Raw genomic sequence first — 22,211 nt, forward strand, 5'->3', positions numbered from 1 at the left:
GGATGACCGACTGGTCGCTGATCGTCTCGCCGGCCGACGGCCGGACCCGCACCACCGAGGAACTCGTCGCGCTGCCGCCGGCGCTCGGCGAGACGCTCGGCATCGATCTCGGCTTCGCCGGCGATGACCTCTTCGCCGGCACCGGCCGGGACGAGCGCGGCGACCCCTACTGGCCCAGCGGCATGCTGGGCAAGCCCGGCGAGTTCGGCCGGTACGAGTCCTACCAGTTCGACATCGACGTGCAGATGCGACCCGGTGCCGACCAGGAGGCGATCGTGACCGGCCTCTACAACCGGGTTCGTGCCGGCGGTCGCTTCCACGCGGTCGTGACGAGGAATTTCGCCGCGATTCTGGCCAGCGTGTTCACGGGCTCGACCGCGGCTCACCGCGGCAGCCCCGGCACGTTTGCCTATGCCGCGTCCAAGGGTGCACTCATCAGCCTGACCCGATCGTTGGCGGTCGAGCTCGCGGCCAGCGGAGTCCGCGTCAACAGCGTGTGTCCGGGGTGGATCGACACCCCGTTCAACGATCCGTACCGGGGGGCCCAGGCCGACGGGGAGGCAGCCGTGGACGGCGTTGTCGCGCGGGTGCCGCTGGGCCGGCAGGGCGATGCGGAGGAGGTGGCCGCCCTCATCACGTACCTGCTCAGTCCCGGCGCGGCCTCCATCACGGGACAGTCCGTGGTCATCGACGGCGGCCTGCTCTCCGCCTGAGCCGTGAACAGCAACGGCAAGCGGGGCGGATCTCGTGGTTCCGCCCCGGCAGGAGAACCTTCTCAGGCAAACAGGGTCAGCTCGGTTCAGGGACGCGGACCGTGATGCAGTGCTTGGGCGGATTCGGGACCCGGCTGTTGATGGCCCAGGTGCAGCCCCGGCCCCACGCCGTCCCGGTGATGTTCGTGACCGGCAGGGCGTCGATGAAGTCGTACTGGGAGCAGAAGGACAGCGACGACGCCGGGGTGGCGTTGAGCAGGGTGCCCGAGGCGCAGGCGGGGTCGAAGACCGTCAGCCAGGACTTGATCCAGCGCTGCCCGGCCGGCGAGTCGTCCCAGCCGAAGTAGTCGAAGTCGGCGTCTCCGATGGTGATCCAGGCGCCCCAGTCCTCGCCGCCGTCGTAGTGTTCGCTGGCGTCGTAGTACTTCCAGCGCGCACCGTTGCCCTCAGTGCGGATGAACTCGTCGGTGTATGACGAGGGAACGTCGATGACGTTGCAGTTGGTCTTGTTGTTGTGGGCGGTGGAGTCGCGGCACAGGACGGCGGTGACGGCGTTGGTCGAGGTCGGCAGGCCGGTGACCTGTGTGGTGGTGCCGTTGCCGCAGGCCCAGTGCTCGGTGGTGGCGGCCGCGGTCCATTTCACGTAGGCGCATTTGCCGTCGGCCACGGTGTCGGTGATGTTCAGGACGAAGGCGCGCGTCCCGAGCGCGTCCCAGCCGTTGGCCACCAGCTTCGCCCCCGGGACGTCGAGCGTGACCTGGACGCTGGTGCCGCCGGTGTACTTCCAGGAGCCGGACCAACCGGTGCCCGGGGGAATGGCGAACGCCGCCTGAGGAGCGATCGCCACTGTCGCCGCAACGGTGACCGCCACGACGAGGATTCGGATCAATCTCATAGCCGGCGAGTCTGCGCATCGCCGGGGTTGCATGCCCGTGACTGTCGTTGTTACGACGGGCCTTGAAGCTCGAAGGCCGCACCGTCCGCGGGCACCTCGGCGGTCGACCGCAGAGCGGTCCCGGGCACCGCGACCGGGTTGGTGTTGTTGAGATGGGTGTACATGTACCGCGTTGCGGGCCGGCGTGGCAGGAGCGGCTCGCAGAGCGCGATCAGCGCCGCGAACGCGAGGGACCATGCCGGCAGGCAGGGCGCGTAGACGAGGACGCCGCCGGTGCGCGGGTCGCTCACGCGGTACGCCAGCACCCAGTCGTCGCCGGGTAGGCCCTGGGCGTACCGTGGCCGCTTGGAACCGACGGCCAGCGCGTGTGCCCGCAGGCGCCGTCCAGCTCGATGGCGGCGCCCGGCTCTACTGTCGTGCAGTGCAGGGTGGTGTACTGCGCCAGGATCGTCCGCACCGGGAAGGGGCCGGCGAGCGCGTCGAGCATGCAGCCGCTGCCGTACTGCGTCAGCGTGCTCGCCTCGCGCAGCGTCAGCAGCCTCAGGGCGTGGTCGAGCTCGGCCGTCGACAGCAACACACCCCGCGGCGGCGTGTCCCGTCGGCCCGGGCCCGGGGCCAGCTCGGGCGCGGCGGTGAGCTGCGGGCGCAGGTCGGGCGACGCGTTGAGCAGGAACCACGCGCGGCCGTCGCCGCTGACCGCCACGCAGTCCTGGGTGCGGTTCACGCCGGCGGCGCGGGCGCAGCCGTCGCAGGCGCAGTTCCACTGCGGCAGGCCGCCGCCCGCGGCGGTGCCGAGCAGCCGGACCCGCACGAGCTCACGCCATCCGCCGGGGCACCGGGGCCGCCGCCGCGGTGCCGGCCGCCGCCGCGAGGCGCGTCAGCCGCTCGTGGTGCGGCGACAGGCCGCAGGCCGGGTCGGTCGCCGCCGGGTCGCCGGTCACCTGGTACGCCTGGCAGCGGCAGCCGCCGAAGTCGACCTCGCGCAGCGCGCAGGAGCGGCACGGGTCGGGCATCCAACCGGTACCGCGGAACCGGTTGAAGGACGCCGAGGAGTACCAGATGTCGCCGAGCGGGCGTGAGCGGACGTTCTCGATGCCGAGGCCCGGTAGCTGTGCGGCGGCGAGGCAGGGCAGCGCGTCGCCGTTGGGCGCCACGACGAACTGGCGGGCGCCCCAGCCGGACATGCACGGCTTCGGGCGCTCGGCGTGGTAACCGGCCGCCACGTACACGAGCTCCAGCGCGTCGCCGTACCACGCGCGCGCCGTCTCCGCGTCCCGCTGTGCGGTCGCGACCTGCTCCGGGGTCGGCATCAACGCGGCCCGGTTGCGCAGCCCCCAGCCGTAGAACTGGGTGTGCGCGAGTTCCAGCCGGTCGGCGCCGAGGGCGACGGCCAGCTCGGCGATCGCGAGCAGCCGGCCGACGTTGCCGCGGTGCAGGACCACGTTGACGGTGAGCGGCAGCCCGTGTGCTCGCACCCGGCGGGCCACGGCCAGCTTGCGGTCGTGTGCCGGCATCCCGGCGACCTCGTCCGCCGCCGCCGGTTCGGCGTCCTGGATCGACAGCTGCAGGTGGTCCAGCCCCGCGCCGGCCAGCGCCGCCAGCTTGGCCTCGGAGAGCGGGATGCCGCTCGTGACGAGGTTGCTGTACAGGCCGAGCGCGCGGGCGTGGGCGACGAGGTCCACCAGATCGGGACGCAGCATCGGCTCGCCGCCGGAGAGGTGCACCTGCAGCACGCCGAGGTCGCGGGCCTCGTCGAGCACCCGGCGCCAATCGGCGGTCGTCAGCTCTTCGCGGTACGCCGACAGCTCGACCGGGTTGGAGCAGTACGTGCAGTGCAGCGGGCACCGGTAGGTCAGCTCGGCGAGCAGCCCGAGCGGCGCCGGTTCGCGGGGCGGCGGGCCGGGGTCCTCACCCGCGGCGTCGAGGCCGACGGCCACGGCCGGGCGGCCGGTGCCGTCGAGGGCGACCAGCCGCCGCTGCGCCAGGTCGCCGAGGAGCGCGCCGACCGATTCGCCGGATACGCCGTCGTAGTCGCGCGCGAGGTCGCCGGCGATGTCATCGGCCGTGCGCTCGCCGTCGCACCGGGCCACGATCTGCCCGGCCGTCTCGTTGAGCAGCAGGACGCCCTCGGGATACAGCAAGGCCGGCCGGGCGCGGACCCGGTCGTATGCGAGCCGTACCCCGACCCGCAGGCCGGCCCCGCTCACCGGCGCATCCCCGCGTAGTCGACGGCGTCGAGGATCGCCCGCAGCACGTCGCACTTGAACGACAGCGCCGCGACGGCCGCGTCCTGCTGATCGCGGGTGCGGCAGTGGTCGAGCACGAGCGAGAGGGTGTACTCGCTGTCGCGCCGCACGACCGGGATGCGGTTCTCGAAGTACGCGAAACCAAAGGGCTTGATCCAGTCGTAGTGTCGCTGCCAGGCGCGAATCCGGTCCGCCATCAGACCCGGCGAGAAGAGCTCGGTCAGCGCCGCCGCGGTGCCCTCGGTCCACGGCCTCGTGCGGCAGAAGTTCACGTAGCCGTCGACGGCGAAGCGGACCCCGGGCAGCACGCGGCGCTCGTCGAGAACCTCGGCGCGGTCGAGCCCCACCGCCTCGGCGAGGACGAGCCAGTCCTCCAGGCCGCCCTCGCCGTCGCCGCTGCCGTCCTGGAAGGCGATGCGCTCCACCCAGCGCCGGCGCACCTCCGGAAGCGGGCAACCGGCGGTGATGGCGGCGTTCTTCTGGGACAGCCAGCGCTGGTAGTACCAGCGGTTGGCCACCCAGGCCTGGACCTCGTCCGGCGAGCAGCCCCCGGCGTGCAGGCGGACGTGGAACGGATGCTTGTCCCAGTAGCGCGCCGAGAGCCCCCGCAGCGCTGCGGCGAGATCCTCGCGACTCAGCGGTTGCTCGTCGGCCACGGATCGCCGGCTCCGGAGTACGCGGTGATCTCGGGCCGGGTCTCCAGGCACTCGACGCGCGGCGGGGTCCAGCTCCGCCGGGCCGGCGCCGCAGGCGGGGTCTGATGCTGTTCGGCCGGCATGGCCTCACCTCCATGTCTCGGTATCGGCTCGGGAGCGTGTGCACTACCCGCGATGGCGGCCGGCATGCGTCGTCGATACCGCCGATCGCCCCGCACGCACGGCGCAGCCGCCCGTGGTGCCGGCCGTGGCTGATGCTGCCGCTGGTGCCCTTCGCCCGAGGCCGCAGCCGGGGCCGGTGACAAGGCCGCCGTCGCCGTCCCGCCTCCCGCTGACAGCTGCTCAGACGGACAACAGCCGATCGAGCAGGCGGTGGTACTGCAGCACGGAGTCGCGCATGTCCGCGATGCTGTCGGACGCCCGCGCACCGCCGCGTGCGATCTGCTCCTCGCGGCTGTGCACGCTTTCGGCGAGGGCCTTCACCGCCTCGTCGACCAGTTGCCGCGCCTCGGTCACGCTGCCCGGCGGGTCCTGGACGAACCGGCTCTCCACCTTGTGCCAGCGTCGCCGGAACTCGTCGGTCTGCGTGGTTTCCCAGATCCCCGGCTGCTGCGTGGCGGGGTACTGCTGCGGCTGGGGGTCAGAGGCCGCCCGCGGTTGGTGGGCCGGCTGCTGTGCGCCCGTGTCGTCCGTCCCGTAGGCGTCGCCGCCGGTCGGTGCCGCATAGGCCGGGCCGCCGGCGGCATCGGCATCTGTGGGTGGTGGCGGCTCCTGGTAGGGCGGTGGCGCCGCGCCCGCCGCCGGATCGATCGAGCTGCCGTCTTGCATTGCGGTACCGCCGGTCCTGCCGGCGCCGCGGAGCCGCTGCCCGCGCCGCCGCGGCGAACGGCGGAATCGGCCGAAGGTCGCAGCCGCGACACCGGCGATGATCAGCACGAGCAGGACGAGGGCGAGCAGGGCTGCAGTCGATGACATGGCGAAATCCCTTCAAGCGCAACCAGCTCAGACGCTAGCTCGCTCCGGCTCCGCCCCACCTCACCTACTGGATCTAGGCCCGTTGCCTACCCTCAGGGGTGGGCTGGAACCGCGCCGAGATCGGCCACGGCCTGCAGCTGCTGGACTTCATCGGCCGCCACGTTCCGCCGGGCCGCGCGGGCGGGAAGGAGCCCGGGCGGTACCACCTGGAGGCACTGATCGCCGCGGAGCGCGCGAGCGCCGCCGACACGGCCGGCACCGATTGGGCGCGGATCGCGGCGCTGTACGGGGAGCAGTCACACCCCGGCTAGGGGCGCGCCAGCCAGCATTGCAGACGTTCCCGCTCGAGGCCGTTCGGCCGTTTGAGCAGCTGGTGCTGATCGTGCTGTTCCCACTGGTCGACGACCTTCTGCACCGTCACCCCGTGCGGCGCGAGGGCGCTCATCGTGCTGGCCAGCAACACCGGTTCCCGGTCGGTTGCCCGAACGGCCGCCACCACCGAGTGCATCCGGGGCAGCGGGGGGTCGGTCAGCATCGCGACGGGCAGCCCGCCCTCGTCGCGGATGGTCGGCGCCCACCAAGGGTCGAGCAGGATCACGGAATCGTTGGGCCGGAGTGTCTGGCACCCGGCGGCGGTCGCCCGGGGCTCGCCGAGCTCGGTGCGTAGCGGCGCCAGTTGGGCGTACACCGGCACGGCGGGAACCAGCGCGGCCGTCATGAGCAGCGCCGGCAGGAGCATCCGCAGCGCCGGCCTCGCCGACCGGGCAATGGCGGCGTACCGCCATGTGCGGCTCGCGCGAGCGACGGCAAAGGTGGCAAAGAGCACGACAGCGGGGAGGACCTCCACGACGAGCCGCCGGTCGGCCCACGGGTGGTCCGGTGTGATCGCCGGGCGCAGCAGCGAGGCGGCGCCCGAACCCGCATATACGAGCAGTATCGGCAGCAGCCGCCATTCCCGGCGGGTGACGGCGGCGACCGGCCACCATGAGCCCGGCCCCAGGCCAGCAGCACGGCCGGCCAGCCGAGGTACCACGTCACCCAGGACAAGCTGTGCTCGGCGTAGCCGCGGGTGCCGTCCAACGCCAGCCAGCAGCGGCCGCCCGGCGATCGCTACGCCGGCCACGGCGACCGCCGCCACCGCCGCGGCGGCGAGAACGTCGCCGGCGGCGCGGTTCGAGGCGGACGGAGCGCCACCGCAACACCAGCGCGGCAGCCACCGTCCCGGCGGCCACGACAACCAGCATGACGATCATGAGCCGGACTGACGACCAGTTGACCATCACGTACGGCAGCCCGAGCAGCAGGCCGCCCGCCCGTCGCCGCACTGATGTCCGATCGGTACCGGCCACTTCGGCGCCGGCACCGATTGTCCAGCCGTCGGTGAGCAGGCACAGGCCACCGGCGAGCCTCAGGCAGGCGAGGGGCTCGGAGTGTGTGGTCTGGCTGACCCGCAGCATCGGCCACGCGACGGCGAGCAGGAGGGTGGCGAACGGGGCCCATCGCGGCCCGCGCAGCCGCGCCGCCAGGCCATCGACCGCGAGGATCGCGGCGCCGCCGACGAGCCCGGGCAGCGCGAACGCGCCGTGCCGGCCGAAGGCCCAGAACCCGGCGGCCAGCAGCGTCGGCCACCCGCTCATGAACTGTGGGACGACCTGGCCGTCCTGCACATAGAAGCCCGGGTGGCAGAAGAGTTCGTTGAACCGGTTGCTGAGGTTGTCCGGCCGCAGCGGCTGACCGTGGCGGCCGGTGAACATGGAGCCGGAGGCGAGCGCCGCGTTCGCGGTTGGCCTGATGGTGAGCAGTGCGGTGAGGGTGGTCGGTCGAGGATCACGGTGCGGTTGCCGTTATGGGATTTCGGTGGTTGGTCGCGTACGCGGCTGGTGGGGTCTTCGACGACGCGTTGCCGCCGGACGGTGAGTGCGCCGAGGTCGGGTTCGAGGTCGCACCATTGCAGGCCGCACAGTTCGCCGCGGCGTAGCCCGGTGGTCAGCAGGAGCCGCCAGAGCGGGTACAGCCGGTCGCCGGCGACGTGGTCGAGGAAGGTGAGGGCTTCGCTCAGCGTCCACACCGGCCGGAGGTCGTCGGTTTCTCGTGGTTTGTGGGCGCCGAGGGTACGGCCGGTCTGTTCGCCGAATGCCTTGGTCAGGATCAGGTGCAGGGTTCGCAGGGTGGTGCGGGAGTAGCCGGCGGCCTCCAGCTGCTGGTAGGCGTGTTCGGCCATGCCGGCGCTGAGCCGTGATGCGCGGACCCGGCCGACGTACGGGTAGATGAGGTGGAGCAGACAGCGGTAGCTGTACACCGTGTTGGGCTGCAACTGCTGCTCCCGGGCGGTGAGCCAGTCCTCGCAGAGGGTCTGCATCGTGTCGGACATCCGCGGTCGAGGCGTTGCGCGTCGCGCTGCCGGCGCAGCCGCCGGTACTCGGTCAGTGCGGCCTGCTCGGTGACGAACCCGCTTCGTCTGGCCTGCATTCTTGCCCCGGAGCGGTCGCGGCCGAGCTCGAGCCGGAACCAGAACAACCCGGTCGCCGGGTCCTGCACGACTACATCGACATCGGCCATGACAACCTCCGTCGTTCGTCTCGGTAAGGCTGTGACGTGAGTCGTCCTCTCTTCATGGAATCGCTCGCCGAGGTGCACCACAACGGCGATCTATACGTCTGGGGGAACCCCCAATCGGGTGATGCGCCCATCCCGACCGGGGTGTTCGTTCCCGGCTGTCAGCCGGGCGCGGCGAGATTGATCCGGCGGAAGGTGGTCTGATCGCGGTGTAGATGACCCAGTGCGGGAGGCGATGGAGAAATTTGAAGACCAGGTGGGGGAGGGCCGGCCGTCTCCGACGTCACGTGCGAGCTTGGGCCATCAACCGGAGTTCGGTCACTTTGCGTAGTCGTCATCGGCTCCCGCGACCAACGTCGAGGCTCACTCATCTGGCCGGCGGGCGCACGCCAAATGAGAGTCGCACCCTGATGCCGTGGGCAGCCGATGATGAGAGCGATCCCGTCGGCCACCTCGACCCCACCTGGCCGGGTTGAGGTCGTAGATCCAAGCCTATAAGTAGCCGATGAGCGTGCACGTGACCTTGACGGGTCCGGCGCCGCTGCCAACGGTTCATTCACGCCTCATGAGAGTTGATCGAGGGCTTAGCTATTCCTTGGAACTGGTCGCAGTTCTACTCTAAGCCACTATGGAGCGCTTCTTGAAGCGGTACTGGGGGTATCTTCTAATCGCAACTCTCTTCATTCTGTGGATCAAGACGCCGGTCGATCCACTGGTGCTTGCCGGTGGCTTCCTCGTTGGATTGGCTTACATGATGTTCGTGGCGCCAGCCTGGTGTGGCGCAACGACACGTAGTGGTGAACCATGCCGCAAGAACGCTCAAGGCGTCCTCCTTGGGTGCTCCTACAGGCAGCACAAGTGGCAGAAGGTTCAGCACTTCCCGCAACTGGTCAAGTCGGTAACCCTGGGCGCTTCGAATCTCGTGGGCTCCGCCAGCGCCGCAATCGCCGCCGTTGCGGCACTGGTTGCGGCGGTCAAGGCGATGTAGGACCACCGGGCGGACAGGCCTTCGCCAAGCCTTCTGTTATACGGACATGCCGATGACAGCTGTTCTCGCCCGACCGATGAGCTGCGCCTGCCGTATCTGCTATCGGCGTGACCGGGGCAAGCGGTCGAGTTCGGCCGTGGCGACCTGGCGTACGGTTGCTTCGCGATCGTCAGCGAGGCGGTGAAGGATGTCGGCGACTTCGCTGGGCGCGAGGTGAACTGCAACGGCTGCGACGCGCTGCCGAACGGTCGAGTCGGCGTCGTCGGCCAGCTCGGCCACGGGCGACGCCCAACGCGATGAGGTGTCGGCGGCAGTCGCAAGCCCACTCAGCGTGGCCGCAAGCACCGCTGCCTCATCGTCTCGCCCCAGCAGCATGATCCGGGGTATGACCCGGGTATTGGAGTCGGCGGCCTTCGCGAGCGCCTTCGCGGACTGCGCTCGCCGCCGCGGGTCCTGATGGGTCGCCTCCGCGAGTAGGGCATCGACAGCCGCTTAGCCGCCTATCGAGCCGAGCGAGTCGAGAGCCTGGTCCCGGACGTGCCGGTCAGAGTCGCCGAGCAAGCGCACCACAGTCGGTGTCGCCTCGGCCCTGCCGAGGCGTCCGAATGCGTAGGCCGTCCTTGCCCGGACCCGCACTGCGGGGTCGTCGGCGATGGCTGCAAGGGGCATCACCGCGTCGGGCCGGCTGGTCGAGCCGAGCCGACCGAGCGCCGACATCCGCACCCGTTCGTCCGGATCGTGGAGCGAGGCAACCGACGTGCCCGATCAGATCGGCGATGCCGTCGTAGGCCCAGCGCACGCCCCAGCCCGGCCAGGTATAGGTCACCCACGTCCAGGTAGGCCGCCCGCAGCGCCGGCCCCCTGTCGACGCTGAACATCATCAGCACCCGGCGGTCGAAGCCGATCAGCAGACCGCCCTCGGCGCCGTCGTCGTCGGTCCACTCATCCCACAGTTCGAGCCGCTGCCATGCACCGAGAAAACCGGGCGATGCACCTTCGGCCCGTGCTCACTGATTTCGAGGAGTTCGTACGCGCCAACATAGTTATGCGCGACGGTGACGTCGCCTTCGCGCACCGTCATGTACGTCGCCTGTGCCGTCATGGGCGGCGATCGTAGCCCAGCCGGCCCCGCGAGCGCGCGTCGTCGTCGGGTCGGGCCCGGGCGGATCTCACCGGTTGTAGCCGAGGACGACGACCTGGTTCTGGTCGCTGTTCACCGCGCTCTGTCGGCCCTTGCCCGAGCAGGCCGGGCAGTTCCACCAGTACAGGTCCCAGTTTCCGGCATCGGTCGTCGGCTGGTAGTAGAAGACGTAGTAGGTGTTGCCCCGCGTGACGCCGACGTCGCCGAAGTCGATGCGGGTGTCCGCGGTGTTGTTGACCGTGGCGTATCCGTCCGCAATCCGGCCGACGCACGGGTCGGCGCCCCCGCCCACGCCCGTGCACAGCGAGATCCGGGTGGTGACGCCCGACAGGGTGGCGCCGTGCGTGTAGTTGTTGTCATTCCACGTCACGCCGACGACGGTGACGGTGTTGCTCGCGGCCGTGAAGCCCTGCCAGCCCTTCGACGATCGTCCCCAGTACGGCGCCCCGCCGCTCATCCGGTTGTAGCTGACGACCCCGGTCCGGTCGACGGGCGGCGGCGGGTTGTCGCTGCCGCCCGTCGACGGCGGGTTGGTGCTGGTCGTGACGGCTGGCGGCGCGGTGGCCCCGGTCGCCCCGGCCGCCTTGCTGAACACGCTAAAGCCGTTGCCCAGCTGGTTGCTCTGGTTGACCACCCAGTCGGCGACCAGGTCCCCGATCTTCCAGGTCAGTCCGCCCGCGACCTCGATGCCCCGGGCCAGCAGCGACGCCTTCTTGAGGTTGCCGAGGATCGAACCCAATTTGTTGACCTTTACCTTGTCCAGCTTGCCGTGCTTGAGCGCGTCCTGTGCGGACTCATAGACGCACTGGGCGACCGCGACGAGGTCGTCGCGCAGCGCGCCGATGGACAGGTCGAACTTCGCCGACAACAGGGCGGACAATGTGCAACCGACGAGCGGGATGTAGTCGATGGCCTTGCCGAGCGCGTAGAAGGTGAGATCGGTGCCGACGGTGAGGGCGGTCGGACCGATGTACCACATGGAACTGCTGTTGGCGGCGGGCTTGAGAATGCCGACCGAGGCCCGGCCGAGCGGCGGGATGTACAGCTGGTTCTTGCCGACGAAGTGGTCGACCACCGCGTTGCGGGCCTTATCCTCGACGCTGTCGCCCTCGTCGTGCCAGCCCCACTTCACGCCGCTGCCGTAGGTCATGATCTGTCCGTACGGCCGGTTGTTGACCATCTCGACGTCGAGCACGTCGCTCTGCGCCTGCACGCAGGAGTGGATCGCGATGTCGGCGCCGTTGCCGATACCGACCATCGAGCGCACCCAGTCCGGCGCAGCGCCGTTGCACCGGGCCGGGCCGGAGCGTGCGCCGGTGAGCTGCCCGAAGCCCTGCGCGACGTCGCGCCAGATCCCGTCGAAGTCCCACGTCCACGGCGCCCACCAAGAGAAGTGGGGGATCTGGGCGACCACCATGTGACGCCCCTCGTCGTAGGTGGCGGCGAACGGTGTCCACGTCTTGGTCGCCGGGTCGTAGGTCGACAGCCCGAACGCGATCGCCGGGTCGACGCCGTCGGGCAGCTTGTCGACCGGCACCGGGAACTCGAGCGTCAGCAGCCCGTGGATGGCGTCCGGCGGGTCCGCGATGAGTTCGATCGGCGACCAGGTGGACGCGGTGGCGTCCAGGGCTCCGGCGGGCGCGCCCCGGTAGGTGGCGCTCACCTTGGCGCCGGGTGTCATGGCCCCCGGCGGGATGATGAGGTCGGCACCCCCGCCGATCTGCAGCGTTGTGGCCTGCCCGGCGACGACGGTGACGGTTCCTGGGTCGGCGGGCAGCGGCGGCCGCTTCTCGTCGTGGCCGCCACAGGCCGCGGTCGTGGCCAGCACGGCCACGGCGCATACGACGGCGATGACGGAGTCCGATGACCGGCCGGGACGCGACATGCGGGAATCCTGCGGGCCGACCGACTCGGCGGGCAAGTGTCGCATCGGGCGAGGATCGCCGCCGAACGGAGCAGGCAGTCCGGGACGGGCCCGTCGGGGCCGGGTGCGATCGCGCAGGGCCGAGGCGACGCTGCTCCACTCGCCGGCGCACTCCTCGGCCAGGTCGGCGACGATCGACTCCATCTGGTACCGCTGCCTAGGCAGGCGCCGTCCGCGGCGCCTCGGCCGCCCTTCGACGCCCGGCAAAACGTCTGGCTCATCTCGAGCCTCGGCATCAACGGCTCCGCGGTCAACGTGCTCACCAGCCGCTCCACAGACGGCTCGATCCGTCCAGGCGGCCCAAGATCCCCGTACGGATGTACGTGTCGCGGATGTGTCGTGATCATCCACAGTGGACGTGGGGGGGTCCGGACGCGTCAAGGGGCCGGTTGTGCGGCAGGGGCTGACTCCCGGGTTCCGCAGCTGAGTGATCGCCTAGAGCACCAGAACTGGTCACTGAGCTGCGAGAACGCACGGCCAACTAGTGATTGGCCGTGTGACTAGGCGAGGACGTTTCCGCAGGTAAGGGCCTTGGCGATGCTTCTTGGCTCGTGAGGCAGAAGGCATGGCGGAGTAGATCCGACCGACTCCGTTGAGAGTCGGTCGTCGATGGGTGGGGGCGCCACGTCCGGTCTTGTGTGGCAAACTGGCCGCGAATCGCGATCGACCGTCACGACTGCACCAACGTGGGGTGGACGCGGAGCCGGTGGGTTGACCTGGGCAGATGCTTCGGCCTAGTGACACGCCCTACCGCTAGGTAACCAAGAGTTGCCACAGCTCAGGCCACGGAAGCGTGGACTAGTCATCTCCGCAGCTGCGGAACCGAGGTGACTGCGGCATGTGCGAAAGGGCAGCTCAGGCGGCATATGGTCGATCTTCACGCGTCGAGAAACGGCAGCGGCAGGCCAGTCGCCAACCCGTCGCGCAGCAGGGATTTGAACCCACGACCCCGTGACCCCCAGCGCGGTCAGAGGGGTTGGCGGGCCTGGTTCGCGCCGAGAAAAGCCTGGTCGGAGCCTTGGTCTGCGTTGGTCTGGCGAGGTCTTCCGGTGCCGATTTCGCAAGATCGTCTCCCAGATTTCTCCCGGCACGTGGTTCTTGCGGTCCTCACCGCAACGCTCGCCGTGCTTGAAGTGGCATCCCGTCGCGCAGGCTCTGCCCTGCCGGGCCGCGCCTGCTCGCGCCAGGCTCGCCGCAGGCGACCGCGAAGCGGCTTGGCCTGGCGCGAGCAGGTGTGGTCTGGCTGTCTGTGGTGTGCGGCGGGAGGCCGCGGCGGATCTTGGCATCCCGGAGCGTCGGGTCCAGGGCGGGATGCCCTGGCCGCCGGAGGCCGGTCCCGGGTCGTAGGGCCGGAGGCCCTACCCGCCGGAGGCATCGCGTTCTGCCCCGTTCGGAGCCTGCTGCGCACGGGTCCGTCGCCGCTGCGCCGCTTCCTCCAGGCGGCGCCAGACCACCGGGCCAACGACCGACCCAATGAAGACAAGCACGTACACGAACGAGCGATGGAACACGTAGTGGTCAATGAAGGCCAGGGTCAGGATCAAGCCTGCCGCAATGAGAATCCGCAGAGGCCGCGATATACGAGATCGCATCCACAACTCCCCGCCATGTCGGTGCTTCGATGCTAAGGCGCGGCGGCGTCGCCGGGGACTGCATGTTCGCGGAGCGAGCGTCACCAAGCGTCGTGATCACATAGGAGCCCCAACACAGTCCGCGACCGTTCGCATGCCCAGTGGTCACGCTTCCGGTGAGCACTGGGCATCGTCGCGTGCAGCACCTCGGGACGGCTCAACGCCGCCACCATCGACCTGTACGCCGACCCCGAGGGCGACCACACCGCCCGGCTTCTCGACGCCTGCTGGCAGCTCGGCCGCCCGGCCGCGGGCACCCGCGACCCGTGGACCTGCCACGGCTGCGACCGGTCCACGGTCCTGCCCGCCTGCCCGACGTGCCACCTCGAGCGCCCGGCAACCGCCGACGACGACACCCCGGACGACGACGCCGTGAACCCGTACCTGCGGCTGCGCCGCTGGGCACACATGCTCGGCTTCGGCGGCCACTTCCTCACCAAGTCCCGCGCCTACTCCGTGACGTTCAGCTTCCTGCGGCAACAGCGGGTCGTCTTCCGCCGCGTCGAGACCAGCGGCCCGCCGGCCGACCGGCCCGACGAGACCCCGACCGTCCTGGTCGTCAACTTCCTCGCCTTCGTCGGCGCCGGATGGCACACCACCGCCGACGCGATGCTCGCCAACACCTCCGCCGCACTCGCCCGTGAGCACCACGAAGCCGCCCTGGCAGACCTCGCGGCCCTGGCCGCATGAACGTCGATTCCTCGTCAAGCGCGGCTTGACACCAGACACGGGAAGGGAAGCACGGGACATGCGAGACCTGGCGGGGGCTCCCGGACGCGACACGAACGCGTCAGCCCCCCTGCTCTACACGGCGGAGGAAGCAGCAGCGGTGCTGCGTTGCTCGGCCTGGTGGCTGAAGAAGGAAGCCCGGGAGGGCCGTGCCCCGCACACCCGCACCGGCGGTGCGTACCGGTTCACGGCCGAGCACATCGACGCGGTGATCCGGTTGCGGGAGGTGGCTGTCGGCGCGACGCGGCAGGACGTTGCAGCGGTGAACCCTGTGCGCAGGGCGGCGGATTCGGCGGATGCCGTGCCGCTGCTGCGGGCTCGGCCTCCGCGACGTCCGCGTGTGGGCGTGCAGTCGTCTGCGGCGGCGTAGGCCGGAGAGGAGGAAGGATCGGGATGGGTTTCGCTGAGAAGCGTGACGGCTACTGGCGTGCTCGGTACAAGTCGGCTGCGGGGAAGTACCCGGCGGTGAAGGATGCCGACGGTGCGACGGTGCGGTTCCGGACGCGCCGCGATGCGGAGCGGGCTGCGAACGAGGCGGAGGCCAAGGCCCGGGAGGGGCGGCGTGAGCCTGGTTCCAGCCCGGCGATGGTGTTCAGCGACTTCGTCAATCGCTGGTACGGCATGCAGGATCTGGCCGCGTCGACGATGCAGAGCTACCGCCGGACGATTGAGGGTCACATCCTGCCCGCCTTCGGGGCTATGACGATGGCGGAGCTGGCGCGTGACGGGCGCGCGGAGATCGCGAGGTGGGAGAAGGAAGGCCGGGCCGGCTACGCGCCGCTGACGGTGCAGGGCTGGCGGAAGGTGCTGCACGTCATTCTGGCTGACGCCGTGGGTGAGGGGCTGCTCGCGTTCAATCCGGCTTCCCGGCCCCGGGGACGTGGCCGTGTCGCGGGGCGTTCGCAACTGCGGGCGCCGGAGAAGACGATTACCACCGCGCTCGGGGTGCTGCTCATCGCGGAGCGGATGGCGTTGCTGTCGGGGCGGGACGATGAGTTCGTCGCGACGGTGGGCATGGGGTTCTCCGGCATGCGGTTCGGGGAGACGGTGGGTCTGGAGCGCTCGTTCGTGCGGCCGGGGGAGATCCGCGTCGAGTGGCAGCTGTACGAGCTGGACAGCGGAGAACTGCTGCGCTGCCCGCCCAAGGACGACTCGTATCGCACCATCGCCGTGCCGCCCTGGCTGACCGCGCTACTGGCCGAGCAGATGGATCGGGCGGACCTGAAGCCCTGCGCGTGCCACGGCCGGGCGTACGTGTACAGCGGGCACCGGCCCCCGCGTCAGGGCTCCCGGCAGCAGGGGCCGCGTTTGGCGGATGTGGGCCGGCGTGCCGGGGTGTCGGCCGGGACGGTCTGGAACGTGCTGAACCGGCGGGAGCTGGTGGCGGAGGAGACCCGGGTGCGCGTCGACCGGGCGATCACCGATTTGGGGTACATCGTCGGTGGACCACCGGACGGCCCGACCGCCGCGCACTGGCGCAGGAGCGGGTTCGCGACCTGGCTGTTCGGCCCTGCGGTGTCGGGGTGGTACCCGGCGAAGGCACCGCAACCGGCGCGGCCGGTGCCGGTGCTGGCCGAGCCGTGGCCGGGCGTGCCGGTTCGCGGCCGGAACGCGAGCGGACGCGCGAACTGCTGCTGGACGCCGGTCGCGATGGACCTGACGCCGCATGGGCTGCGTCACACGTACAAGACGATGATGGTGGAGCTCAACACGCCTCGGCCGTTGATGGACCTGCACATGGGGCACGCGAAGACGTCGGTCCAGGAGGCGTACGAGCACGTCACGGCGGGCATGGTCGGACGCTTGCTCGACGGCCTGACAGCGTTGTGGAACGCGGCGCTGGCTGCGCGGCGGGCGATGAGCCCGGGATCACCCGTCGGTGTGCTGGACCGGCTGCTGCGGGAGGAGCGGGCGTGATCACCCCAAGATCGTCTCCCGGAATTCTCCCGGCGGGACGGCAAGAACGAAGTGAGCCGATCTCCTGTTTCCAGAAGACCGGCTCTGACCTGCGATTTCGCTGGTCGGGACAGCGGGATTTGAACCCACGACCCCTTGACCCCCAGTCAAGTGCGCTACCAAACTGCGCTATGTCCCGGTGCCCCACGCTCACGCGCGCAGCCGGTACAGCGTAGCGCATCCCCCCGCCCCCCGCCCAAGCAGTATCCCCCTCCCGCGAGCCAACCCCCGCTACCCTCGCGCGATGCGGCTTGAGCTGGTCACGATCGTGGTGGACGAGTACGACCCGGCGATCGAGTTCTTCGTCGGCGTGCTCGGGTTCGAGCTCGTCGAGGACGCGCCCTCGTTCACGAGTGCCGGGCGGCGGGCGAAGCGGTGGGTGGTCGTCCGGCCGCCCGGGGCGCAGACCGGCATCCTCCTCGCGCAGGCGGATGGGGAGCGCCAGGTGGCCGGGGTTGGGGAGCAGGCGGCTGGGCGGGTCGGGTTCTTTCTGCGGGTCGAGGACTTCGATGCGGCCTTCCGGCGGCTCGTCGAGCACGGGGTCGTGATCGAAGGGTCACCCCGTGTGGAGGAGTACGGGCGGATCGTGGTGTTCCGGGATATTGCCGGGAACCGGTGGGACCTGCTCGGACCGCGGTAGGAAGCCGCCAAAAGGGGCGAAACGCCCTCGCGGACCGGCGGCTCGGCGGCCTAGCGTCCGACGCCGTGCTGGGTGTTGAGCTGTTGGAGCTGTGGCGGGTCGGGCGGGTTCGGATGCCGGCGCTCGCGGAGACGTATGCGCGGGCGGCCCGGGATCTGCGGGCGGTGCCGCACGACGACGCCGAATGGGTCTCGCTTCGGTGGCAGCTGGTCGGGGTGCTCGCCGCCGCGGCCGGGCAGGTCGAGGAGGCCGCCGAGGCGGTGTGCGTCGCGGTGGTGCGCTACGCCGAGGCCGATGCGGGGGCCGGCCGCGAGTTCCGGCGGTTGCGCGACGCCGGCGGGGTGCTTCGGGGATGACGTACGAGATGCTGATGCGCCACGCCGCCGACATGCGCGATCTCGCGGTCTCGGTGGCGTCCGCCGGGACCGGGGACGATCCGAACCGGCGGCGGAGCATCGAGCGGGAGTTCGCCGACCTGCCCGACGCGTTCCGGCCGGTCGCGGGCTTCCCCGATCCGCGGGACTTCGAGGCCAGGGTCGATCGGGTGCGTGATGTCCTGCGTGGACTGTCCACTGGGGACGGCGAACTGGCCGCGCCGGGGCTCGGGGACCTGAGCAGCTCGCTGCGCAACTGGCAGGGGGAGGCCGCCGAGCGGTTCAAGGCCGGGTTCGTCGAGCCGTGGCCGGCGTTCGTGCGCAACCAGTACACCGTCGGGGTGGTGCTCAAGGCCGGGCTCGAGGCGCAGCGCGACATCTGGGCCAGGGCGCGGCAGGACGCCGACCAGATCGCGGAGCAGGGGCTGGCGGCGGTCGGGGCGTGCGGGGACTGTACGCGTACCGAATGGACGGTCACCTTCACCGTGGTCGCCTCGGTGGCGGCGATCGTGGCCGTCCCCGTCGGCGGGGGACTGGCGCTCGCCGCGGGCGGGATCGCCGGGCTGGCGCAGGTCGCCGCGGCCACCGGGCCGGCCGAGGCGCCGCGGACCACGTTCAGTGCCGACGATCCCGCCGAGGTCGCCGACCGGGTGCGGGAGGCCATCACGCGATTGCGGCGGCACGTCCACGACAAGCAGGACGAGGTGCACCGGGCGCTGCGGGACACCGGGAGGGTCCTGACGGATCAGCCGGGGTTGTTCGGATGGCGATGACCGTCACCGTGCGGGGCACCACCGCCACGCTGCACGACGACACCGTCGAGATCTCGGGGCCGTGCCCGGCCGGGGATCTCGAGGCGATCGGGCGGGCGCTGTGGGCGGCCCGGGTCCGGCAGACCCTGCGGCGGGCCGGGCTGACGCGGGAGCCGGCGCCGGTCGGACGGCGGGCCGAGGAGTACGTGCGGCGCAGGGCGGAGATCGTCGCATGTGGACGGTCGCGGGACGGGCGGCTGGAGATCCGGGGGCTGCGGGTGTTCCGCGTCGCCGGCGAGGTCACGCGGGACCGGGTCCGGGAGGCGGCCGCGGCGCTCATCCGGGACCAGCGGGAGCAGGTCAGGGCGCTGAAACGGGAGATCTGGCAACCGGCCGGGTCAGGCCGCGGCCTCCAGCGGTGACAGGACCCGCACCGCCCCGTCGGCGAAGATGCCGATCCGGCCCGGCCCGGCGTGCTTCGCCCCGTGCATGGCGGCGTCGGCGTCGTGCAGCAGCTGGTCGATCTCGGCGTGGTTGCGCCAGCACGCGATGCCGATGCCGGCCGTCGCGCTCAGCTCGACACCGGCGACGCGGACCGGTTCGCGGATCGCGTGCAGCAGGCGGTTCGCCACGTATACCGCGTCGCCGGTCGAGCTCAGCCCGTCGAGGATCACCCCGAACTCGTCGCCGCCGAGGCGGGCCGCGATGTCGCCGGCGCGGATCGAGTCGAGCAGCCGGCGGGACGCGGCCGCGAGCAGCTGGTCGCCGGCGGCGTGGCCGTACGTGTCGTTGACCTTCCGGAACCCGTCCAGGTTGATCAGCAGCACCGCGACCGGGCTCCCGCGGCGCGCCCGGGCCATCGCGCGGGTCAGGTGCTCGCGCAGCAGCTGCCGGTTCGCCAGGCCCGTGAGCGCGTCGTGGAACGCCTGGTACTGCAGCGCCGCCGCCCGCTCCGCACACGCCAGCCCGAGCGAGGACTGCGCGGCCAGCGACTGCAGGGCGGGGCGGGACTCGGCGGGCACGGGCCGGGCGGCGCCGACCAGGAGGGTGCCGTACCGCACCGTGGACATCCGCAGCTCGAACTCCTCGGCCCGGGCCCCGCCCGCCCCCGCGAACACCGTCGCCGGCGCGGGCCCGGCCACCGCCGTGACCTGCTCGCCCTCCGGCCCCGGGCAGGTCGTCACCGCCCACGCGCCCGGTGCGCCGGTCATGAGCTCCACGGCCGCCTCGACGGTGTGCCGGCACACGGCCCGCGCGTCGGCGGTCGTGCCCAGCGACGAGCCGAGCCGCGCGAAGACCCGCTCCCGGGCCGCGGCGCGCTCCAGACGCCGGGTGGTCTCGGCGACCACGGCGGTGAAGAGCGCCAGCGCCGGCACTCCGGGCGCCTGCCGCAGCATCCGCAGGAGCGAGTCCGGCTGGGTCAGGGCGACCACGGCCGTGACCGCGACCAGCACGGCGACCGTGTAGGCGAGCACGTGCGGCCAGGCGCCGTACAGCCCCCGGTAGGCCACGAGCACGCACGCGAGCCCGAGCGAGCTCGTCCAGTCGCGCACGCCGAGGCCGATGATCGCCAGCGCGGACGCCTCGAAGGGCCAGGACCACGGCGGGTAGCTCTCCCGGCGGTACCGATGCAGCCACCAGCAGCCGAGGACCACCGCGGCCCCGGCCGCCGCGACCCGCGCGGGCACGGACGCGCCGCTGTCGCCGGTGAAGACCCGCGGCAGCACCAGCAGCAGGCAGAATACCCCGAACACGAGGCACAACCAGCGGATCCGCCCGTCGAGCGCCTTGGGCAGCCCGAGCACCCTGGTCATGCCCGAATCATGCCCGCCGGATCGGCCGGGCGGGCACAAAACTGAGTAATGATCCACTGTTGCGGCGCACTGGATCGTGCCGCGCACCTGGCGCTACCCTGTCCGCACCGCCCGCGATGGGTGGGCGATACCGCTCATCTCGGCTCAGGGTCGGCCGAAGGTATGGCGGCCGGAGGTCCGCCGGCCGGGGCAAAGGCGGTGATGACGGGCGGTGAAGACCAGCCGGCTGATCGCCGTGTACGCGCCCCTGTTCGCCGTCGCCGTCGCGTGGGCGCTGCTGCGCCTCGCCGGCTTCGACGGCGCGCTGGTGCTGGGCTGGCTGCCGGGCGCGGTCGGCATCGCGGTCGGCGGGGGCTACCTGCTGGCCGCGTCGCGCACGCCCGGGCTCGACCCCGCCGGGCGCCGGTTCTGGCGTCACCTCGCCGTCGCCGCGCTGCTCATCGCCCCCTCGACCGGCCCGTTCACGGAGGCGAGCCTGGGCGGGCGCCGGTCCGGCCCGCTGCTCTTCGCCGCCGTCGGGCTGCTCGCCGTGGCCCTGCTGCTCGTGCTCTGGGCCCTGCTGCGGCTGCCGACCCGGGTCCGCGGGCGCCGCGACTGGCTGCGGCTGGGGCTCGACGCGGCCACGGTGCTGGTCTGCTCGGCGACGTTCCTGTGGCACTTCGTGCTGCGCGGGGTCGCGGGCGCGCCGCTGCCGCAGGTGCTCGGCCTGGTCGTGCTGAGCGTGCTGTGCCTGCTCGCCGTGCTGGCCGTGGTGAAGCTCATCCTCGCCGGTACCGCCGCCGTCGACGCCTGGGCCCTGCGGGCGCTCGCGCTCGTGGTCGTGATCGGCGCGGTCGGCTCCGCCCTGGTCCCGGTGCTGTCCAGCCCCCGCCTGGCCGGCGTCTCCGACCTGGTCACCATGTGCGAGGCGCTGACGGTCGCCGTCGCCGGGGTGCTGCAGGCGCGCCGGGCGGGCGCGGGCGAGACGGTCCCGGTCGAGCGGCGACGGCCCTATTCGGTGCTGCCGTACCTCGCCGTCGCCGCCGTCAACCTCCTCCTCGTCGCCGTCACGGTCGACGAGCTCGGCACCCTGCCCGTGCTCTTCGGCGCCGTGACCGCCACCGCCGCCGTCGTCGCCCGCCAGCTGCTCGCGTTCCGCGACAACGACGGGCTGCTGCGGTCGCTGCGCGAGCACCAGCGGCTCCTGCACGAGCAGGCCACGCACGACGCGCTCACCGGGCTGCCGAACCGGGCGCTGTTCAACGAGCGCCTCGAGCACGCGGCCGCGGCCGTCCTGGTCGACCTGGACGACTTCAAGGCCGTCAACGACACGCTCGGCCACCCGGTCGGCGACGGCCTGCTCATCGAGGTCGGCCGGCGCCTGCGGGCCGCGGTGCGCCCGGCGGACCTGGTGGCGCGCCTGGGCGGGGACGAGTTCGCGGTCCTGGTGCCGAAGGGCTCACAGGACGGGCTGGACGGCCTCCCGGCCCGCATCCTCGCCGAGCTCGACCGGCCCGTGCACACCCACGGCCACGTGCTCGCGATAACGGCGAGCGTCGGGGTCGCGGCCCGGGCCGACGGCGACGGCGCGCAGGACCTGCTGCGCCACGCCGACATCGCCATGTATGCGGCGAAGCGGCGCGGGAAGGGCACGCATGCGCGGTACACCCCGGATCTCAGCGGTCTGCTCATGACCCCCGAGTCCCGGCTGACCGATCTGCGGCGGGCGCTCGCGGCGGCCCGGCCGCCGTTCACGCTCGAGGTGGGGCGGGCGGCGCTGGTGTCGCCCGGGTTCGCCGCCGAGCTGACCGGCCTGCTCGCCGAGGCCGGGCTGGAGCCGGACGGGCTGACCCTCGCGCTGCCGGCGGCGCAGCTGACCGTCGACGGCGTCCTGCGGCGGGTCATGCGGGAGCTGCGGGCGGCGGGCGTCGGGCTGGCCCTGGACCAGACCGGCACGAACACGGTCCGGCTGGACCTGCTCAGCGCCCTGCCCTTCACCGCGGTGATCGTCGAGCCGCTCGCCGGGCACGACGATCGATCGCGGGCATTCGCCGAGGCCGCGGCCCGGTTCGCACAGGATGTGGGGATCGACTACAGGGTTCGATCCGAGGGCTCACTCCTAGAGAGCGCTCTCTAGATTTTCAGTTCCGGAACCGCAGCCCTCTTGACTTCGGGGCTGCCACGGATAACCCTCGTCCTTGGAGAGCGCTCTCCGAACCTCACCCCGGGTTCCCGGGCCGCC

The 22,211-nt window shown here is 71.6% G+C and carries 27 protein-coding genes and 1 tRNA gene; 11 read left to right on the forward strand and 17 right to left on the reverse strand.

Translation table 11 applies throughout. The features are described 5' to 3' along the window. Window positions 1-2 precede the first annotated feature (2 nt). Window positions 3-713, forward strand: a complete 711-nt coding sequence (locus ACQP2P_RS12595; protein ID WP_433615749.1) for an SDR family NAD(P)-dependent oxidoreductase — start codon at window positions 3-5, stop codon at window positions 711-713. A 76-nt stretch (window positions 714-789) separates the two neighbouring features. Here ACQP2P_RS12595 and ACQP2P_RS12600 read toward each other — a convergent pair whose 3' ends face one another. From ACQP2P_RS12600 to ACQP2P_RS12630, 7 genes are all read right to left on the reverse strand, one after another. Further along, a complete protein-coding gene (locus tag ACQP2P_RS12600) occupies window positions 790-1,608 on the reverse strand; it encodes a hypothetical protein (RefSeq protein ID WP_433615750.1) in 819 nt (272 codons plus the stop codon). Between the two features lie 50 nt (window positions 1,609-1,658). Then, window positions 1,659-1,898 (reverse strand): hypothetical protein, encoded by a 240-nt coding sequence (locus ACQP2P_RS12605; RefSeq protein WP_433615751.1) that lies wholly within the window; start codon window positions 1,896-1,898, stop codon window positions 1,659-1,661. Then, entirely contained in the window at window positions 1,895-2,419 is a 525-nt protein-coding gene (locus ACQP2P_RS12610) for an MBL fold metallo-hydrolase (RefSeq protein WP_433615753.1), read from the reverse strand. Before ACQP2P_RS12610 ends, ACQP2P_RS12605 begins: the two co-directional genes overlap by 4 nt. 4 nt (window positions 2,420-2,423) lie before the next feature. Continuing rightward, window positions 2,424-3,815 carry a pyrroloquinoline quinone biosynthesis protein PqqE gene (pqqE, locus tag ACQP2P_RS12615; RefSeq protein ID WP_433615755.1) on the reverse strand — a complete coding sequence of 464 codons (1,392 nt, stop codon included), beginning with the start codon at window positions 3,813-3,815 and terminating at the stop codon, window positions 2,424-2,426. Further along, the gene (gene pqqC / locus ACQP2P_RS12620; protein ID WP_433615756.1) at window positions 3,812-4,510 is read right to left on the reverse strand and encodes a pyrroloquinoline-quinone synthase PqqC; all 699 of its coding nucleotides are present in this window, start codon (window positions 4,508-4,510) and stop codon (window positions 3,812-3,814) included. Before pqqC ends, pqqE begins: the two co-directional genes overlap by 4 nt. Then, window positions 4,489-4,632 (reverse strand): hypothetical protein, encoded by a 144-nt coding sequence (locus tag ACQP2P_RS12625; protein ID WP_433615758.1) that lies wholly within the window; start codon window positions 4,630-4,632, stop codon window positions 4,489-4,491. The genes pqqC and ACQP2P_RS12625 overlap by 22 nt, the downstream gene beginning before the upstream one ends. 220 nt (window positions 4,633-4,852) lie before the next feature. Beyond that, the gene (locus ACQP2P_RS12630) at window positions 4,853-5,446 is read right to left on the reverse strand and encodes a hypothetical protein (RefSeq protein WP_433615760.1); all 594 of its coding nucleotides are present in this window, start codon (window positions 5,444-5,446) and stop codon (window positions 4,853-4,855) included. Window positions 5,447-5,583: 137 nt separating this feature from the next. Here ACQP2P_RS12630 and ACQP2P_RS12635 point away from each other — a divergent pair, with 137 nt between their 5' ends. Next, the gene (locus ACQP2P_RS12635; RefSeq protein WP_433615762.1) at window positions 5,584-5,796 is read left to right on the forward strand and encodes a hypothetical protein; all 213 of its coding nucleotides are present in this window, start codon (window positions 5,584-5,586) and stop codon (window positions 5,794-5,796) included. Here the strand turns inward: ACQP2P_RS12635 and ACQP2P_RS12640 are convergent. The 3 genes from ACQP2P_RS12640 to ACQP2P_RS12650 all read right to left on the reverse strand — a co-directional run bounded on the left by ACQP2P_RS12640 (window position 5,793) and on the right by ACQP2P_RS12650 (window position 7,856). Then, the gene (locus ACQP2P_RS12640) at window positions 5,793-6,332 is read right to left on the reverse strand and encodes a hypothetical protein (protein WP_433615764.1); all 540 of its coding nucleotides are present in this window, start codon (window positions 6,330-6,332) and stop codon (window positions 5,793-5,795) included. The genes ACQP2P_RS12635 and ACQP2P_RS12640 overlap by 4 nt on opposite strands. A gap of 187 nt (window positions 6,333-6,519) precedes the next feature. Beyond that, window positions 6,520-7,122, reverse strand: a complete 603-nt coding sequence (locus ACQP2P_RS12645; protein ID WP_433615766.1) for a hypothetical protein — start codon at window positions 7,120-7,122, stop codon at window positions 6,520-6,522. Further along, window positions 7,119-7,856 carry a tyrosine-type recombinase/integrase gene (locus ACQP2P_RS12650; protein ID WP_433615768.1) on the reverse strand — a complete coding sequence of 246 codons (738 nt, stop codon included), beginning with the start codon at window positions 7,854-7,856 and terminating at the stop codon, window positions 7,119-7,121. The genes ACQP2P_RS12645 and ACQP2P_RS12650 overlap by 4 nt, the downstream gene beginning before the upstream one ends. A gap of 813 nt (window positions 7,857-8,669) precedes the next feature. Between ACQP2P_RS12650 and ACQP2P_RS12655 the strand changes: the two genes are divergently transcribed. Continuing rightward, on the forward strand, window positions 8,670-9,029 hold the full coding sequence (locus ACQP2P_RS12655; RefSeq protein WP_433615770.1) for a hypothetical protein: 360 nt from the start codon (window positions 8,670-8,672) through the stop codon (window positions 9,027-9,029). Between the two features lie 99 nt (window positions 9,030-9,128). Here ACQP2P_RS12655 and ACQP2P_RS12660 read toward each other — a convergent pair whose 3' ends face one another. The 5 genes from ACQP2P_RS12660 to ACQP2P_RS12680 form a co-directional block, all read right to left on the reverse strand. Next, window positions 9,129-9,404 (reverse strand): hypothetical protein, encoded by a 276-nt coding sequence (locus tag ACQP2P_RS12660; protein ID WP_433615771.1) that lies wholly within the window; start codon window positions 9,402-9,404, stop codon window positions 9,129-9,131. Window positions 9,405-9,521: 117 nt separating this feature from the next. Further along, window positions 9,522-9,746, reverse strand: coding sequence for a HEAT repeat domain-containing protein (locus ACQP2P_RS12665; RefSeq protein WP_433615772.1), 225 nt, complete (start codon window positions 9,744-9,746; stop codon window positions 9,522-9,524). A gap of 187 nt (window positions 9,747-9,933) precedes the next feature. Beyond that, complete coding sequence (locus ACQP2P_RS12670; RefSeq protein ID WP_433615773.1) at window positions 9,934-10,131, reverse strand: hypothetical protein; 198 nt, start codon at window positions 10,129-10,131, stop codon at window positions 9,934-9,936. A 67-nt stretch (window positions 10,132-10,198) separates the two neighbouring features. Then, window positions 10,199-12,100: a hypothetical protein gene (locus ACQP2P_RS12675; RefSeq protein ID WP_433615775.1), complete on the reverse strand. Its 1,902-nt coding sequence runs from the start codon at window positions 12,098-12,100 to the stop codon at window positions 10,199-10,201. Between the two features lie 1,352 nt (window positions 12,101-13,452). Next, on the reverse strand, window positions 13,453-13,638 hold the full coding sequence (locus ACQP2P_RS12680; protein ID WP_433615777.1) for a hypothetical protein: 186 nt from the start codon (window positions 13,636-13,638) through the stop codon (window positions 13,453-13,455). A 264-nt stretch (window positions 13,639-13,902) separates the two neighbouring features. On the opposite strand from ACQP2P_RS12680, the gene ACQP2P_RS12685 reads away from it, so the two are divergent. From ACQP2P_RS12685 to ACQP2P_RS12695, 3 genes are read left to right on the forward strand one after another with little or no spacing between them, the layout of a single operon-like run. Beyond that, window positions 13,903-14,415, forward strand: coding sequence for a replication initiator (locus ACQP2P_RS12685; RefSeq protein WP_433619116.1), 513 nt, complete (start codon window positions 13,903-13,905; stop codon window positions 14,413-14,415). Between the two features lie 58 nt (window positions 14,416-14,473). Further along, entirely contained in the window at window positions 14,474-14,824 is a 351-nt protein-coding gene (locus ACQP2P_RS12690; protein WP_433615778.1) for a helix-turn-helix domain-containing protein, read from the forward strand. Window positions 14,825-14,847: 23 nt separating this feature from the next. Continuing rightward, window positions 14,848-16,371 carry a LacI family DNA-binding transcriptional regulator gene (locus ACQP2P_RS12695; protein ID WP_433615779.1) on the forward strand — a complete coding sequence of 508 codons (1,524 nt, stop codon included), beginning with the start codon at window positions 14,848-14,850 and terminating at the stop codon, window positions 16,369-16,371. 101 nt (window positions 16,372-16,472) lie between these two features. On the opposite strand, the gene ACQP2P_RS12700 is transcribed toward ACQP2P_RS12695, so the two are convergent. Beyond that, a tRNA-Pro gene (locus ACQP2P_RS12700) sits at window positions 16,473-16,549 on the reverse strand. A 105-nt stretch (window positions 16,550-16,654) separates the two neighbouring features. Between ACQP2P_RS12700 and ACQP2P_RS12705 the strand changes: the two genes are divergently transcribed. The 4 genes from ACQP2P_RS12705 (at window position 16,655) to ACQP2P_RS12720 (ending at window position 18,598) form a co-directional block, all read left to right on the forward strand. Continuing rightward, window positions 16,655-17,050 (forward strand): VOC family protein, encoded by a 396-nt coding sequence (locus tag ACQP2P_RS12705; RefSeq protein WP_433615781.1) that lies wholly within the window; start codon window positions 16,655-16,657, stop codon window positions 17,048-17,050. Between the two features lie 65 nt (window positions 17,051-17,115). Continuing rightward, window positions 17,116-17,406 carry a hypothetical protein gene (locus ACQP2P_RS12710; protein WP_433615782.1) on the forward strand — a complete coding sequence of 97 codons (291 nt, stop codon included), beginning with the start codon at window positions 17,116-17,118 and terminating at the stop codon, window positions 17,404-17,406. Continuing rightward, a complete protein-coding gene (locus tag ACQP2P_RS12715) occupies window positions 17,403-18,197 on the forward strand; it encodes a hypothetical protein (protein ID WP_433615784.1) in 795 nt (264 codons plus the stop codon). Before ACQP2P_RS12710 ends, ACQP2P_RS12715 begins: the two co-directional genes overlap by 4 nt. Continuing rightward, a complete protein-coding gene (locus ACQP2P_RS12720) occupies window positions 18,188-18,598 on the forward strand; it encodes a hypothetical protein (protein WP_433615786.1) in 411 nt (136 codons plus the stop codon). The genes ACQP2P_RS12715 and ACQP2P_RS12720 overlap by 10 nt, the downstream gene beginning before the upstream one ends. Here the strand turns inward: ACQP2P_RS12720 and ACQP2P_RS12725 are convergent. Continuing rightward, the gene (locus ACQP2P_RS12725) at window positions 18,575-19,990 is read right to left on the reverse strand and encodes a diguanylate cyclase domain-containing protein (RefSeq protein WP_433615788.1); all 1,416 of its coding nucleotides are present in this window, start codon (window positions 19,988-19,990) and stop codon (window positions 18,575-18,577) included. The two genes, ACQP2P_RS12720 and ACQP2P_RS12725, sit on opposite strands and share 24 nt — an antisense overlap. Before the next feature lie 211 nt (window positions 19,991-20,201). Between ACQP2P_RS12725 and ACQP2P_RS12730 the strand changes: the two genes are divergently transcribed. Further along, the gene (locus tag ACQP2P_RS12730) at window positions 20,202-22,106 is read left to right on the forward strand and encodes a diguanylate cyclase domain-containing protein (protein ID WP_433615790.1); all 1,905 of its coding nucleotides are present in this window, start codon (window positions 20,202-20,204) and stop codon (window positions 22,104-22,106) included. The last annotated feature ends 105 nt before the right edge of the window (window positions 22,107-22,211 follow it).

It is taken from the genome of Dactylosporangium sp. CA-139114 (genome assembly GCF_050955725.1).
In the GTDB taxonomy this organism is placed as follows: domain Bacteria; phylum Actinomycetota; class Actinomycetes; order Mycobacteriales; family Micromonosporaceae; genus Dactylosporangium.

What these genes read in the sequence shown, in the direction of transcription:
- ACQP2P_RS12675 (WP_433615775.1), bottom strand. Translation starts at nt 12,100, where the DNA reads ATGCGACACTTGCCCGCCGAGTCGGTCGGCCCGCAGGATTCCCGCATG.
- ACQP2P_RS12655 (WP_433615770.1), top strand. Translation starts at nt 8,670, where the DNA reads ATGGAGCGCTTCTTGAAGCGGTACTGGGGGTATCTTCTAATCGCAACT.
- ACQP2P_RS12650 (WP_433615768.1), bottom strand. Translation starts at nt 7,856, where the DNA reads ATGTCCGACACGATGCAGACCCTCTGCGAGGACTGGCTCACCGCCCGG.
- ACQP2P_RS12690 (WP_433615778.1), top strand. Translation starts at nt 14,474, where the DNA reads ATGCGAGACCTGGCGGGGGCTCCCGGACGCGACACGAACGCGTCAGCC.
- ACQP2P_RS12660 (WP_433615771.1), bottom strand. Translation starts at nt 9,404, where the DNA reads ATGCTGCTGGGGCGAGACGATGAGGCAGCGGTGCTTGCGGCCACGCTG.
- ACQP2P_RS12625 (WP_433615758.1), bottom strand. Translation starts at nt 4,632, where the DNA reads ATGCCGGCCGAACAGCATCAGACCCCGCCTGCGGCGCCGGCCCGGCGG.
- ACQP2P_RS12705 (WP_433615781.1), top strand. Translation starts at nt 16,655, where the DNA reads ATGCGGCTTGAGCTGGTCACGATCGTGGTGGACGAGTACGACCCGGCG.
- ACQP2P_RS12595 (WP_433615749.1), top strand. Translation starts at nt 3, where the DNA reads ATGACCGACTGGTCGCTGATCGTCTCGCCGGCCGACGGCCGGACCCGC.
- ACQP2P_RS12665 (WP_433615772.1), bottom strand. Translation starts at nt 9,746, where the DNA reads ATGTCGGCGCTCGGTCGGCTCGGCTCGACCAGCCGGCCCGACGCGGTG.
- ACQP2P_RS12720 (WP_433615786.1), top strand. Translation starts at nt 18,188, where the DNA reads ATGGCGATGACCGTCACCGTGCGGGGCACCACCGCCACGCTGCACGAC.
- ACQP2P_RS12725 (WP_433615788.1), bottom strand. Translation starts at nt 19,990, where the DNA reads ATGACCAGGGTGCTCGGGCTGCCCAAGGCGCTCGACGGGCGGATCCGC.
- ACQP2P_RS12695 (WP_433615779.1), top strand. Translation starts at nt 14,848, where the DNA reads ATGGGTTTCGCTGAGAAGCGTGACGGCTACTGGCGTGCTCGGTACAAG.
- ACQP2P_RS12645 (WP_433615766.1), bottom strand. Translation starts at nt 7,122, where the DNA reads ATGAGCGGGTGGCCGACGCTGCTGGCCGCCGGGTTCTGGGCCTTCGGC.
- ACQP2P_RS12715 (WP_433615784.1), top strand. Translation starts at nt 17,403, where the DNA reads ATGACGTACGAGATGCTGATGCGCCACGCCGCCGACATGCGCGATCTC.
- ACQP2P_RS12670 (WP_433615773.1), bottom strand. Translation starts at nt 10,131, where the DNA reads ATGACGGCACAGGCGACGTACATGACGGTGCGCGAAGGCGACGTCACC.
- ACQP2P_RS12600 (WP_433615750.1), bottom strand. Translation starts at nt 1,608, where the DNA reads ATGAGATTGATCCGAATCCTCGTCGTGGCGGTCACCGTTGCGGCGACA.